We start from the raw sequence: 13,119 nt of genomic DNA, 5'->3' as shown, positions 1-13,119 counted from the left end.
GGCAAAACTATTGAAATACTTTTTCTTTGTTTTATTGTTTTTTTTACAACTTCATGCACAAATCACTGCATATAAAATTACTCCAGACAATACTTTACATGTAACGAAACAAAAAATAAAAATACTTGATGCAAAAATCTTACATTTTGAGACTAAAAAAGGTATTCCTTTTCATGAAATTTCAGATCTTGTTTATGAAGACGGCTTTTTATATTTTGTGAGCGATCAGGGGTATCTATATAAATTTTTGATCAATATTACTGATGGAAAGATTACAGATTTGCAGTATCTGGATGCTTATTTTTTAAAAAACAAAAAAGGGAAGCAATTAAAAAAGAAAAAGAGAGATGCCGAAGGGTTGACACTTTGTAAGAATAATCTGTTAATTTCCTTTGAGCGAAAACAGCGAATTTGTCTGTATAGCAAAAACGGCGTTAAAATAAAAAAAGTAAAATTACATCAGGATTTACAAAATAAAGACAATTATGCCAGTAAAAACAAAGGACTTGAATCCGTTACATGTAACGACAAGTATGGTGTTGTGACAGCACCGGAACTGCCGCTGAAAAATGCAAAATATCATACACTTTATACGAAAAATCAAATATTTAAATTCAGCGCTGACGGCAGTATAGTAAGTTTGGAGTTTTTTTCAGAGAATACTGTTTTGGTACTGCTGCGTGATTTTAGTTATTTTACACGCAGACGGGTGAGTACTTTGATGAAAGTATACTTAGACAGATGTAGTGCGTCCAGAGTGTGTAAAAGTGAAGTTTTAGCCAAACTTGACTCCTCTAACGGTTGGAAACTTGATAACTTTGAGGGATTGACACATATGTATGCAAACAAATATCTGATGGTCAGTGATGACAATGAGAATATGCTGCAAAAAACACTTTTGGTGCTTTTTGAAATAAAGGACACCTCTAAAAAGCCCTAAGTGTTGATTTTATCTTTAATTACTTTTGCAAGTTCACTGCATTGTGTGATTTTTTGCGTATAGTTTATATCATTATTGAGTAAAATTTTCACAAAAGCACTGCCGACAATGACCCCGTCAGCACCTTGCACTTTTTCTTTTGCTGTTTTTTCATTGACACCGAAACCTACATATACGGGTGTTTTGGTGTATTTTTTGATAGAGTTTAAAAAAGGCTGCAGATCTTCGGCTTTTCCTGAGCCTGTTATTCCTGTATAAGCAACCATATAGATGAATTTTTGTGCATCGCTGACAACAGTCTGTATTCTCTCTTCGCTGTCTGTAGGGGCAACAAAAGAGATGTTTGCAATATTGTTGCTTTGAAATAAATCTTTGTATGCTAACGCCTCTTCATGGGGGACATCCGGAATAATCAGTCCGTTTATGCCAAGTTCTTTTGCCAAAGGAATGAGACGCTGCATGTTCTGTTGGTAAAAACTGTTGAAATAACCCATCCAGAGTGTATCTACCTGAGGGGCAATCTCTTTGGAGATTTCAAGCAAATCCTTAAATTTAAATCCAAGCTCAAGTGATTTGTGGTTTGCTTCTTCTATGAGAGGACCATCGGCTACAGGGTCTGAGAAAGGAATGCCGAGTTCCAAGGTGTCAACACCGCTTTGTGCAAGGGAGAGACTCAAGTCAACTGTAAAAGATTTTTCCGGATATCCGGATGTTATATATGCTACTAAGTTTTTCAAATTATTTTTCCAAGTCAGGGATTTTTAATAAGGAGTATTTTATTTTACTGAGTTTGTTATTCTGTCTCAAGTCGTCATTCCAAACAGCAAACATGTCACTGATATTTAACAGCCAGTCTGTTGTTTCATCACTGACAGGCGGTTTTTTTTGACGCAGAGATTCAAGCTCATCTTCAACAAAAGCGGCCAGTTTATTCATCGGTATGATTTTTAAATAACCACTTGCTGATTTTATATTATGAAATACACGAAAAAGTTCATTGACACTTCTTTCGTACATATTGGGTTTTGAAAGGTCCAGAATCATCACTTCCATGCTCTCAACCATCATAGCGTAGTGATCTAAAAACTCATCAATAATTTCAAAATCAAAGTTTTCTTCTAAATCACTTCTTATACCCATAAAATAATTCTCCTGTATAGTTCAGATTATAGCAATTTTTGGCTAAAATACATCTATATAATATAATAAAGAGTTTTAAAATGAGTAAAAAATTAACTATAACAGCTATAAAAAAAAGAAAGGGCGAAAAGCCTTTGGTGATGATAACGGCCTATGACGCACTCTTTGCAAAACTGCTCGAACCAAGTGCCGATATGATTTTGGTAGGAGACAGTTTAAATATGAGCTTTGCAGGCCGCAGCGATACGATCAGTGCCACATTGGAACAAATGATTTATCATACAAATGCCGTCTGTAAAGGGGCACCGGAGAGTTTTGTCATTTGCGACATGCCGTTTGGAACCTATACATGCAAAGAAGATGCTTTACGCAATGCTATAAAAGTTTTTCAAAAAACACCGGCTGACTGTGTCAAGATAGAAGGAGGAAAAGACAAAGCTGGAATTATAAAACATTTGACAGATAACGGCATTGCAGTATGTGGACATATCGGACTTTTGCCACAGTCGGTAAGAAGTGAAGGCGGATACAAAGTCAAAGGAAAAACTGCTGATGAGAGAGAACAACTCCTCAAAGATGCCAAGGCTGTTGAAGAAGCGGGTGCCTTTTGTATGGTGATAGAAGGAACAAAAGCAGAGGTCGCAAAAGAGGTTGCACAGAGTGTGACGATTCCGGTTATAGGAATAGGTGCAGGTGCCGAAGTAGACGGACAGGTTTTGGTCTTTTCTGATATGTTGGGATTTTTTGAAGAGTTTACTCCAAAATTTGTAAAAAAATATCTTGACGGGGCTACTCTTGTTAAAAAAGCTTTGCAGGAGTATGCAGATGAAGTCCAGAATCGTCAATTTCCAACTGAGGAACATATATACTAATGGAAAGAGTGGTAGATATTGAAACTTTTTCTCTTGAAGAAGAGAGTAGTGAAGTTACATTGCGTCCGGATGCGTGGAGTGAATATATCGGGCAGGAACAGATTAAAAAAAATCTAGCCGTTTTTATAGAAGCTTCAAAAAAAAGAGATGAAGCACTTGATCATGTCTTGTTTTATGGACCTCCAGGACTTGGCAAAACAACTTTGGCCTTGATTATCGCCAATGAAATGAATGCAAATATCAAAGTAACAGCCGCACCGATGATAGAAAAAAGCGGTGATTTGGCAGCAATCCTGACAAACCTGGAAGAGGGGGACATTCTCTTTATCGATGAAATACACAGGCTCTCTCCTGCCGTTGAAGAAATTTTATACTCTTCTATGGAAGATTACAGAATAGATATTATCATCGGCAGTGGTCCTGCGGCACAGACGGTCAAGATTGATTTACCGCGATTTACCCTTATAGGGGCGACAACACGGGCAGGAATGCTTTCAAACCCTTTAAGGGACAGGTTCGGTATGAGTTTTCGCATGAATTTTTACAATCAGGAAGAACTGGCAAAGATCATTGTTCAGGCATCGAATAAGCTCGAATGTCAAATCATCCATGAAGCGGCTCTGGAGATTGCAAAAAGAAGTCGTGGAACGCCCCGTATCGCTTTGCGGCTGTTGCGTCGGGTCAGAGACTTTGCAGAGGTAGCCGATGAAAAAAATATAAACCATCAGCGTACTCAGTATGCATTGGATGAGCTGGGCATCAATTCACACGGTTTTGATGAAATGGATCTGCGTCTACTGACACTTTTAGCAAGTGCCAAAGGGCGTGCAATGGGACTGAGCACTATAGCCGCAGCATTAAGTGAAGATGAGGGAACGGTAGAAGATGTTTTGGAACCGTATCTGCTTGCAAACGGTTATTTGGAGCGAACAGCCAAAGGCAGACGTGCAACACCGGCAACCTATGATGTTTTAAATATGTCATGTGTGAATGAAGACGGGACACTTTTTTAGATGAAATCACAATATTTTATAGCTGTTTTGTTTGCTACTTCTCTGTACTGGATGTATCTTCTGTATGAACCTTTTTTACTGGTGATGACTATTGCCGCTTTGTTGGCAATTTCTACGGCTACGATCAATAACTATTTTGAAGAGTTGTTTTCCTCTCGTTTGTTGGCGGCGTTTGCATCAAGTCTATTGCTTGCCATGCTCTTTTTTGCACCGCTTGGTTACTTTTTGGCAACACTCACAATCAAGCTGAATAATTTGGAGCCGAGCAGTTTGCAAAATATAGAACTCTATATAAACGGACTGATTACCAATCCACCGAAATTTCTGCTTTTTTTAAAACCTTATCTTGCAGATTCTTTAAAAGGAATAGATATCAACAGTTTGACTGCAAATGCTTTACATGTAGCAGCAAAGATAGGAACATTCAGTGCAGGTTTTGTGAAAAATGCTTTTTTGGTCATTGTTTTTTACTTTTTTGCTCTGTATAACGGTTCTACAATTGTAGAGTTTCTCAAACGTGTTGTACAGATGTCTGTTGAAGATAGTACCTTACTTGCACGGGAACTCTCCGCTGTTATGAGTGTTGTTTTTTACTCCATCATCGCTACGGCAATGTTTGAAGGCGCACTCTTTGGTATAGCTGTTTCTTTTATGGGCTATAACGGTCTGCTTTTTGGCATTATGTACGGATTTGCTTCTTTACTTCCTGTTATAGGGGGCGTTTTAATGTGGCTTCCGTTTATGATTTATGAATTTTCGGTAGGGCATAATGCAAATGCTGTTTTTATAGCACTCTATTCAATTATTGTGATTTCCATTATAGCGGATACTTTTGTGAAGCCTTTGATAATTAAAGAGATAAACAATCGACTGCTCAAAGAGAGTGATGCACAGCTTAACGAACTTGTTATTTTCTTTGCAATTATTGCAGGGCTGACTACTTTCGGATTTTGGGGAATGATTCTAGGACCTGCAATAACAGCTTTTTTTCTTGCAATTTTAAAACTTTTTGAAGCCAGAACGCAAGAGTGTGAAACAAAGAACAAAGAAACCGCTTAGTTGTAAATTTCCGGTTTGTCGTTTTTCCATCGGCGATGGAGCCAAAACCAGAATTTTGGCTCTTTTTGTATGATGGAAGTGAGCCAGTCGGCTTGAAGCTGTGTTGCTTTTTGTATATCTTCTTTTTCATTTTCTGTTTTATCAACTTTTATCTCATCAGCTATAATTATTGTATAATTTTCTTCATCATCAGTCCGTATGTGTACGGGCACTATGGCAGCGTTGAATTTGCGTGCCAAATAAGCAGGTGTTGCCGTCATACGCAGAGGTTTGCCTAAAAACTCCACCATAACACCTTCTTTTTCATTGATATTGGTATCTATTAAAATTCCGCTGGCTTTTCCCTGTTTTATAAGGCGTATGAGGGGTTTGACAACATTTGTTTTTTCAAGATTTGTATTGCCAAACCTTGCTCTTGCATCGAGCAGCCATTTTTCATAGATTCTGTTTTTAAGCTTTTTGTAAACAGGAGCAATGGTCTCTACATGTAAAGCAAGCCCTGCCGCACCAAGTTCCCAGGCACAGTAATGCGGAGTAACATAAATAACAGCACGGCCTTCTTTGTGAATTCTCTCAACTTCTTTTTTATTTATTACTGTAATTTTGCCTGCAATTTTTTCTTTGCTGAGGTGGCGTATCTCCATTAGATGCATAAAATTGTAGAGCAGATTTTTGAAACTGTATCGGGTGATTGTATCAATTTCTTCGTCACTCATACTGTTGTCAAAGGCATAGTTGAGGTTTTGTCTGACGATGCAACGGTATTTTTTTGCTGTTTTATAGCCGATAAAAGCTAAAAAAGTAAAAAATGCTTTTCGTGCAGCATGCGGCAAGAGCATTAAAATATTTTCAAGAAGTAAGAGAAATTTATAGCCCATATAAAAGCTCCTTTGCTTTGTTTGTGACTTTTTCTACAGGAATTTCTTTTATAGAAAAATCGTTCTTGTCTATTTTTAAAATATTGACGTTTGAGGGTGATTTTATTCCCACATTTATCGGTGTTTCATAGATCATTCTTGTTGTTGTAGGCCCGAGCAGGGTAATAGAGGGAATATTTTGCGCCCATGCCAGATGTGTCGGACCGGTGTCATTGCCTATCAGCAGATCCATACTCGATACAAAAGATACAAGCTCGTTCAGTGTGAGTTTTGGGGCCAGTGTTGCATATTTTGAATGTTGGCATATCCATTGTGCCTCTTCTTTTTCAGATGCATTGCCCCAAATAATGTAACACTGTTCTTGGAGTCTGTTGCAAATGTCTGCAACAGACTCTTTGGGATAAATTTTTGAAGACCAGGAAGCGCCTATCACAAAAGCAATGTTTTTTTTCTCGCCTTGTAGTGAAAACTCTTTTTTTTGTGGAAAAACGGGTTCTTTGTTTAAAATCATAGCATCCGTAATCTCAAATCCAAGAGCGTCAGCAACAACAAAACAGTTGCGTTTTATAATATTTTCTTCATACGGGACAGAGGAGGTTGTTTTATAAAAAAGTGCGGCCAAAGATTCGCGTATTGAATTTTTATCAAAACCATGGGTATTTTTTCCTATGATTCTGGCAACTGCTGCTGATTTTAAAAGTCCTTGCATATCTATGACAACATCATAATCGGGCAGCATAGAGAGCGCAGAGAATGTTTTTTTCAGCAAGGAAAAACTTTTTGTCTTTTTGAGTTTTTTGAGATTGACAGTGTGCACTGTATGCAGGTGTTTGTTGTCTCGTAAAATCTCTGAAAAAATCTCTTCACTTATCCACTCTATTTTTGCATCAGGATACTCTTTTTTAATAAACTGCAACACAACTGCGCTGTTGATTATATCTCCGAGTGCGGAGAGTCTGACAATAGCAATACTTTTAATATCTTTTTTCATCAATGACATTATACCAATAATAGTAAATCTTTGATATAATTCAGGTAAATTACTGCCTAAGGTCAGTAAAATTAAGAAGGAGTGACTTGTATGGTTCCTATAGATATTCAACACTTTGCCGAAGGTAGAACAAAAGCCAGAGCATATTTTTGTTACCTTTTTTCAAAGAATATTCCCAATAGACTTCCTTCTTTAAGTGAAGATATGATTATGCCGAGACTGCTGAAAATAAAAGCAGATCTTGAAAACTGTGAGGGAGTCTATCTCCTTGACCACAAGGGCGTGCAGGTAAGTCCGACTTTTACAAAAGATGATCAGATAGATGACGATATAGGAAAGATTCGTGCGGACCGTGCATACTACTATCGTGCAGTCAGAGAAGGCAGATGTACGATTACAGACCCCTATCCGTCTTTGATTACAGGTGACTTGACTGTAACAGCATCGGCACCTATATATGATGAAAACGGTTCACTTAAGTATGTTGCATGTATTGATATGCCGCTTGAAGAGGTCTTGAAAATTTCACATCTCAATAAAATGGACACTTTTTTTGGAGAATTTTTCAAGTGGACCTATGCTGCTTTTGCATTTGCTTTGGTGGCAATTTCACTTTTACTGTTTGTAAAAGGCATAGAGAGCTTTTTTGAGTATGGAATTTCCATAGGGCATTTTCAGATTAAAGATGTCTTTGAAGCAACCATTTTACTCACACTCTCGTTGGCGATTTTTGACCTCTCCAAAACCCTCATTGAAGAGGAGATATTAGGACGCTACAAAGAACATGACATATCCGGACCGCACAAAACAATGGTTCGCTTTTTGGGTTCTATCATTATCGCACTCTCTATTGAAGCATTGATGCTTGTGTTCAAGTTTGCAATTACGGATCCAAACAAGCTGATCTATTCCATGTATATTATTGCGGGTGTAGGTATACTGATAGTCTCTTTGGCAGTTTATATTAAATTTACAAAATTAAAGATAGATGACTAATGATAGCAATAATTGATTATAACATGGGAAATCTGGCAAGTGTGAAAAATGCCTTTGCCAAGCTTGGACAAGAAACAGTAGTTGAGAGTAATCCTGATAAATTTAAAGAGTATGACAAGCTGATATTGCCCGGTGTCGGTGCTTTTGGTGATGCGATGCAGCATTTGCATGAACGGAATATGGTAGAGTCTATAAAGGAGTTTGCAAAGAGTGGCAAACCGATGCTTGGCATATGTCTGGGAATGCAGCTTTTGTTTGAAAATTCCGAAGAGTTTGGCAAACATGAAGGGCTCGGGCTTATAAAAGGCAGTGTTGTAAAATTTGATACACAAAAATTCAATGAGCCTTTAAAAGTTCCGCATATGGGATGGAACAGGATGTTTACAAAAGAGCATCCTTTGTTTGCAGGACTGGATGATGAGCATTATCTTTATTTTGTCCATACATATCATGTTACATGTAAAGATGAGAGTGACATTATCGGAGAAACATATTATGGCTATAAATTTACTTCTGCCGTTGCCCACGGTAATATAATGGGAATACAGCCGCATCCTGAAAAAAGCCATAAAAACGGTTTGAAAATTTTAGAAAACTTTATACAACTGTAAGAGAAAAGGAAGAGAGAAATATGACATTATATCCTGCAATAGATTTAAAAGACGGCAAAGCAGTCCGTTTGACAAAAGGTTTGATGGAGAGTGCGAAAATCTACTCAAACGAGCCTTATGAATTAGTGAAAAAATTTGAAGAAATGGGTGCCGAGTGGGTGCATCTTGTTGATTTAAACGGTGCATTTGCGGGAGAGCCTAAAAATCTTGAACAAATCATTAAAATTCGTGAAAACTCCAATGTGAAACTTGAACTTGGCGGTGGTATTCGTGATGAAGGAACGATTCAAAAGATGTTGGATATCGGAATCGACAGGATTATTTTAGGTTCTATTGCGGTAAAAGATCCTCAGTTTGTCAAAGATATGGCTGCGAAATATCCTATTGCTGTGGGTATTGATGCGATTGACGGCTATGTGGCAGTTGAGGGCTGGGGTGAAGTGAGCACGATGCTGGCAACTGACCTGGCAAAAGAGTTTGCCAATGCCGGTGTAGAGGCGATAATATGCACAGATGTCGGCAAAGACGGTACACTCAGCGGTGTCAATGTGGATTTTACACTTGATATTGCCAGAGCAAGTGGAATAAGTACGATTGCAAGCGGCGGTGTAAAAGATGAAGAGGACATAAAAGCTTTGATAGCCACGGGTGAAGTAGATGGTGTTATCATTGGAAAAGCTTATTATGAGGGCAGGTTAGATTTAGCCAAAATGTTTAAATTGGTAAATTAATAGCAAAACAAACAGAATTTTGCTATTATTAGATATAAATTATGCAAAATATTATGTAAAGGATTTCAATTGAAATTACTTGTTGTTGATGATAGTTCTACAATGCGCCGTATTATAAAAAATACATTGGCTCGACTTGGTTATAAAGATGTACTTGAAGGTGCAGACGGTGTTGAGGGTTGGGCGCAAATGGACGCAAATCCTGATATTGATATGCTAATCACAGACTGGAATATGCCTGAGATGAACGGGCTTGAGCTTGTCAAAAAAGTTCGTGCGGATGAGCGCTTTAAAGACACACCTATCATTATGGTTACGACTGAAGGTGGAAAAGCAGAGGTTATTACAGCACTTAAAGCCGGAGTAAACAACTATATCGTAAAACCATTTACGCCTCAGGTTTTAAAAGAAAAACTTGCTGCAGTGATGGGTGTATCTGAGTAATGCAGGAGCATTACTACGAATTAGTAGTGAAAGTCTCTTCACATCATGAACTCTTTGCCGATTTTTTGGCAGATACTTTGCCGATCGGGTTTGAAGAGACAGACAACGGGTTCATTATAAGAAGTGAAGAAGAACTTGACACTATAATGTGGGGGCTTGAGCAGTTTGCGGAAGCTTTACAAAAAGCACTCGGCAAATCTGTGGAAGTAGAGTGTACACAAAAAAAACTCCAAAACAATGACTGGGTAGAATCTTACAAAAACAGTATAGAACCCCTTGTTATAGATAAATTTTACATCCATCCTACATGGAGTGACAATCATCCAAACCTGATAAATATCGTAATAGATCCGGCACTTGCTTTTGGTACAGGGCATCATCCGACAACTGCTTCTTCTTTGCGCGCAATTTCTCAATATGTGAAAAAAGATGACAGAGTTTTAGATGTTGGTTGCGGCAGTGGTATACTGGGTATTGCAGCTATGAAGCTCGGAGCTGTCGTGGATGCTTGTGACACGGACCCTGTATCTGTTGAAAATTCTATAAAAAATGCAAAATTGAATAATTTGGAGTTTCACTCTATCTGGGAAGGTTCTGCTTCAAATTTGGATGAAAAGTACACTATAGTTGTAGCAAACATAGTTGCAGATGTGTTGACATTTATCGCAAATGATTTAAAAAAAGTAATGGCAGAAGACGGAGTCTTAATTTTATCTGGTATACTGGATAAGTATGAAGAAAAAGTGCTTAATGCTTACAAAGACTGTAAAATAACACAAAGAATAGCCCAGGACGAATGGGTTACATTAGTTTTAAAAAGAGAGAAATAATAAAAATGGCAGATAACGAAAACAAGAACAACAATAATAATAACTTTTTTAATCAAAATCCACTGATCACATTTGCAATATTTTCAGTTGTAGTGATTTTGTTGTTTAAAGTAATGGTTGGCGAAGGTGCCGGCAACAGTTCTGTGATGGGAACATCAACAACAAGAATTAAGCCGGTTGACTATTCAGAGCTCAAAGCGCTTGTGAAATCCAAAGCAGTAAAAAAAGTTGAGATAGGCCAAACATACATAAGAGCGATATCAACAGACGGTTCAAAAATCTACACAACAAGAGTTGTCAAAGGGGATAATGAACTCATAAAGCTTTTGGACAAAGAAAAAATAGACTACACAGGATTCAGTGAAACAAACTGGTTTACCGAGATGTTTGGCTGGCTGTTCCCGTTTTTGATTATCATTGCCATCTGGATGTTTTTTGCCGGCCGTATGCAAAAGAGTATGGGCGGAGGACTGCTTGGAATGGGAAATTCCAAAAAGTTGATCAATTCGGAAAAACCGGACACAAAGTTTGATGATGTGGCCGGTGTGGAAGAGGCAAAAGAAGAGGTGCAGGAGATTGTAGACTTCTTGAAATATCCCGGTCGTTATGTGGAAATCGGTGCAAAAATTCCCAAAGGTGTTTTGTTGGTAGGTAGTCCAGGAACCGGTAAAACGCTGCTTGCCAAAGCTGTTGCCGGAGAAGCGGAAGTACCGTTTTTCTCAGTAAGCGGTTCAAGCTTTATAGAGATGTTTGTCGGTGTGGGTGCAGCCCGTGTTCGTGATTTGTTTGAACAGGCAAAAAAAGATGCACCGAGTATTATATTTATAGATGAGATTGATGCTATCGGTAAAAGTCGTGCAGCCGGTGGGGTTATGGGTGGTAATGATGAGCGTGAGCAGACACTCAATCAGCTTTTGGCAGAGATGGACGGTTTTGGAACAGATACACCTGTCATAATTTTGGCAGCGACAAACAGACCTGAAATTCTAGATCAGGCACTGTTGCGTCCCGGGCGTTTTGACAGACAAGTGCTTGTGGACAAACCAGACTTTGAAGGTCGTGTCAAGATTCTAAAAGTACATGTAAAGAATGTCAAAATAGACAAAGATGTGGATTTGGAAGAGTTGGCACGTTTGACAGCAGGACTGGCCGGTGCGGATTTGGCAAACATAGTCAATGAAGCAGCACTGCTTGCGGGAAGAAAAAGCCAAAAAACAGTGAAACAGAAGGATATGTATGAAGCCGTTGAGCGTGCCCTGGCCGGACTTGCTAAAAAATCCCGCCGTATCAATCCGAAAGAGAAGAAAATTGTTGCTTACCATGAAAGTGGACATGCTTTAATGGCAGAGACAACAGATGGAGCAAAAAAAGTTTCCAAAGTTTCTATAGTGCCTCGTGGTTTGGCAGCACTTGGTTATACACTGAACAAGCCTGAAGAAAACAAATATATGATGCAGATGCATGAACTGTGGGCAGAAGTAGATACCTTACTTGGCGGGCGTGCTGCAGAAGAAGTATTTATCGGTGAAATTTCCACAGGTGCCGGAAATGATTTGGAACGTGCCACAGACATTATAAAATCAATGGTTCAGACATACGGAATGAGCGATATTGCAGGACTCATGGTGCTTGAAAAATCCCGTCAGTCATTTTTGGGCGGTCCGCAGCAGGCGACACGTGAGTACAGTGAAAGAATGGCAGAGGAGATGGATGAATACATCAAAAAGTCATTGGATGAGCACTACAAAGCTGTTGTAAACCGCTTAAAAGAGTACAGTGGGGCGATTGAAGCAATGGTTGCTCTGCTTTATAAAAAAGAGAATATTACAGGGGACGAAGTCAGAGAAATTATTATAAATTTTGAAAAAGAAAATGGCATAGAGTCTAAAGTTGTAGAAAACAGCGAGAGCATTGAAGAAGAACTAAAAGCAGATGCCACTATGACAGACACTGAAAACAGTGACGGAAAAAGTGATGAAAAATAATCTTTTTATTGTAAGCAAAAACGGGTATAAATATATTCTTTATGCCTTGCTTGCCGCCCTGATATTTGGGCTTTTGGATTTAGAGTTTTTTTCCTTTTCTGCTTTTGTTCTTGCACTGTTTTTTATGTACAGTTTTAGAAACCCCGAAAGAGAGAATACTTTTTTGGATGACAAAGCCGTAATCTCTCCTGTTGACGGTATTGTAAAATCTATAGATACACTTGAAAGCGGTGAGTATGCCTATAGAGTAGTTATAGAATCAGATTACAGAAATGTCGGCATATTACGGATCCCCTTAAGCGGACATCTTGAGAGTGTCAAAACAGTCAGAGGTGCAAGAACATCAAAAAAATCAAAGCTCTTTTATGGTTTAAATGAACGTGCAGAACTTTTATTTGTTGATACCCATAACAATAAAATCAAAGTTCTCCATAGACTCAAGCAGAGTTTTGCGCCGATTGCTGTAGAAATCCCCACCAAAGAAACCTTATACAAAGGGACAAGATACGGGTTTGCAACGAACAGCGTTACCGAACTCTATCTTCCAAAGAATTTCAGACTGGACACTAAACCAAACAATGAAGTCCAGGCAGTGCACTCTCTAATCGGTTATTTTACTTAGACAACAA

The 13,119-nt window shown here is 38.4% G+C and carries 15 protein-coding genes; 11 read left to right on the top strand and 4 right to left on the bottom strand.

The genetic code is table 11. The annotated features are described in order from the left end of the window. The first annotated feature begins 10 nt into the window (after nt 1-10). On the top strand, nt 11-940 hold the full coding sequence (locus FJR45_RS10020) for an esterase-like activity of phytase family protein (RefSeq protein WP_193150403.1): 930 nt from the start codon (nt 11-13) through the stop codon (nt 938-940). Here the strand turns inward: FJR45_RS10020 and trpA are convergent. Both trpA and FJR45_RS10010 read right to left on the bottom strand, forming a co-directional pair. Continuing rightward, nucleotides 937-1,677 (bottom strand): tryptophan synthase subunit alpha, encoded by a 741-nt coding sequence (gene trpA / locus FJR45_RS10015; protein ID WP_193150402.1) that lies wholly within the window; start codon nt 1,675-1,677, stop codon nt 937-939. The two genes, FJR45_RS10020 and trpA, sit on opposite strands and share 4 nt — an antisense overlap. Before the next feature lies 1 nt (nt 1,678). Continuing rightward, nucleotides 1,679-2,080 carry an Hpt domain-containing protein gene (locus tag FJR45_RS10010; protein WP_193150401.1) on the bottom strand — a complete coding sequence of 134 codons (402 nt, stop codon included), beginning with the start codon at nt 2,078-2,080 and terminating at the stop codon, nt 1,679-1,681. Nucleotides 2,081-2,160: 80 nt separating this feature from the next. Here FJR45_RS10010 and panB point away from each other — a divergent pair, with 80 nt between their 5' ends. Genes panB through FJR45_RS09995 form a run of 3 tightly spaced genes read left to right on the top strand, consistent with a single transcriptional unit; the run spans nt 2,161 to nt 5,024 of the window. Then, nucleotides 2,161-2,952, top strand: a complete 792-nt coding sequence (gene panB / locus FJR45_RS10005; protein ID WP_193150400.1) for a 3-methyl-2-oxobutanoate hydroxymethyltransferase — start codon at nt 2,161-2,163, stop codon at nt 2,950-2,952. Further along, a complete protein-coding gene (gene ruvB, locus FJR45_RS10000) occupies nt 2,952-3,965 on the top strand; it encodes a Holliday junction branch migration DNA helicase RuvB (protein WP_193150399.1) in 1,014 nt (337 codons plus the stop codon). Before panB ends, ruvB begins: the two co-directional genes overlap by 1 nt. Beyond that, complete coding sequence (locus tag FJR45_RS09995) at nt 3,966-5,024, top strand: AI-2E family transporter (RefSeq protein WP_193150398.1); 1,059 nt, start codon at nt 3,966-3,968, stop codon at nt 5,022-5,024. Here FJR45_RS09995 and FJR45_RS09990 read toward each other — a convergent pair. Further along, on the bottom strand, nt 5,021-5,902 hold the full coding sequence (locus FJR45_RS09990) for a lipid A biosynthesis lauroyl acyltransferase (protein ID WP_193150397.1): 882 nt from the start codon (nt 5,900-5,902) through the stop codon (nt 5,021-5,023). The two genes, FJR45_RS09995 and FJR45_RS09990, sit on opposite strands and share 4 nt — an antisense overlap. Beyond that, nucleotides 5,892-6,893, bottom strand: coding sequence for a lipopolysaccharide heptosyltransferase I (waaC, locus tag FJR45_RS09985; protein ID WP_193150396.1), 1,002 nt, complete (start codon nt 6,891-6,893; stop codon nt 5,892-5,894). The genes FJR45_RS09990 and waaC overlap by 11 nt, the downstream gene beginning before the upstream one ends. Before the next feature lie 90 nt (nt 6,894-6,983). Here waaC and FJR45_RS09980 point away from each other — a divergent pair, with 90 nt between their 5' ends. The 7 genes from FJR45_RS09980 to FJR45_RS09950 all read left to right on the top strand — a co-directional run bounded on the left by FJR45_RS09980 (nt 6,984) and on the right by FJR45_RS09950 (nt 13,112). Continuing rightward, entirely contained in the window at nt 6,984-7,889 is a 906-nt protein-coding gene (locus FJR45_RS09980; protein ID WP_193150395.1) for a PDC sensor domain-containing protein, read from the top strand. Next, nucleotides 7,889-8,500: an imidazole glycerol phosphate synthase subunit HisH gene (hisH, locus tag FJR45_RS09975; protein ID WP_193150394.1), complete on the top strand. Its 612-nt coding sequence runs from the start codon at nt 7,889-7,891 to the stop codon at nt 8,498-8,500. Before FJR45_RS09980 ends, hisH begins: the two co-directional genes overlap by 1 nt. Nucleotides 8,501-8,520: 20 nt before the next feature. After that, entirely contained in the window at nt 8,521-9,231 is a 711-nt protein-coding gene (hisA, locus tag FJR45_RS09970; protein WP_193150393.1) for a 1-(5-phosphoribosyl)-5-[(5-phosphoribosylamino)methylideneamino]imidazole-4-carboxamide isomerase, read from the top strand. A gap of 69 nt (nt 9,232-9,300) precedes the next feature. Beyond that, the gene (locus FJR45_RS09965; protein ID WP_151899728.1) at nt 9,301-9,675 is read left to right on the top strand and encodes a chemotaxis response regulator CheY; all 375 of its coding nucleotides are present in this window, start codon (nt 9,301-9,303) and stop codon (nt 9,673-9,675) included. A gap of 26 nt (nt 9,676-9,701) precedes the next feature. Next, entirely contained in the window at nt 9,702-10,505 is an 804-nt protein-coding gene (locus FJR45_RS09960; RefSeq protein ID WP_430739308.1) for a 50S ribosomal protein L11 methyltransferase, read from the top strand. A gap of 5 nt (nt 10,506-10,510) precedes the next feature. After that, complete coding sequence (ftsH, locus tag FJR45_RS09955) at nt 10,511-12,490, top strand: ATP-dependent zinc metalloprotease FtsH (RefSeq protein ID WP_193150391.1); 1,980 nt, start codon at nt 10,511-10,513, stop codon at nt 12,488-12,490. Beyond that, entirely contained in the window at nt 12,480-13,112 is a 633-nt protein-coding gene (locus FJR45_RS09950) for a phosphatidylserine decarboxylase (protein ID WP_193150390.1), read from the top strand. Before ftsH ends, FJR45_RS09950 begins: the two co-directional genes overlap by 11 nt. Nucleotides 13,113-13,119 lie beyond the last annotated feature (7 nt).

Origin of the sequence: Sulfurimonas sediminis (genome assembly GCF_014905115.1) — a bacterium.
Taxonomy (GTDB): domain Bacteria; phylum Campylobacterota; class Campylobacteria; order Campylobacterales; family Sulfurimonadaceae; genus Sulfurimonas; species Sulfurimonas sediminis.
This window is presented reverse-complemented; position numbering and strand designations above follow the sequence as displayed.

Bases quoted from the DNA above. Each gene is read 5' to 3' on its own strand.
- FJR45_RS09990 (WP_193150397.1), bottom strand. From the start codon at position 5,902: ATGGGCTATAAATTTCTCTTACTTCTTGAAAATATTTTAATGCTCTTG.
- FJR45_RS09980 (WP_193150395.1), top strand. From the start codon at position 6,984: ATGGTTCCTATAGATATTCAACACTTTGCCGAAGGTAGAACAAAAGCC.
- waaC (WP_193150396.1), bottom strand. From the start codon at position 6,893: ATGAAAAAAGATATTAAAAGTATTGCTATTGTCAGACTCTCCGCACTC.
- FJR45_RS10010 (WP_193150401.1), bottom strand. From the start codon at position 2,080: ATGGGTATAAGAAGTGATTTAGAAGAAAACTTTGATTTTGAAATTATT.
- hisA (WP_193150393.1), top strand. From the start codon at position 8,521: ATGACATTATATCCTGCAATAGATTTAAAAGACGGCAAAGCAGTCCGT.
- ftsH (WP_193150391.1), top strand. From the start codon at position 10,511: ATGGCAGATAACGAAAACAAGAACAACAATAATAATAACTTTTTTAAT.
- panB (WP_193150400.1), top strand. From the start codon at position 2,161: ATGAGTAAAAAATTAACTATAACAGCTATAAAAAAAAGAAAGGGCGAA.
- ruvB (WP_193150399.1), top strand. From the start codon at position 2,952: ATGGAAAGAGTGGTAGATATTGAAACTTTTTCTCTTGAAGAAGAGAGT.
- hisH (WP_193150394.1), top strand. From the start codon at position 7,889: ATGATAGCAATAATTGATTATAACATGGGAAATCTGGCAAGTGTGAAA.
- FJR45_RS09995 (WP_193150398.1), top strand. From the start codon at position 3,966: ATGAAATCACAATATTTTATAGCTGTTTTGTTTGCTACTTCTCTGTAC.
- FJR45_RS09950 (WP_193150390.1), top strand. From the start codon at position 12,480: ATGAAAAATAATCTTTTTATTGTAAGCAAAAACGGGTATAAATATATT.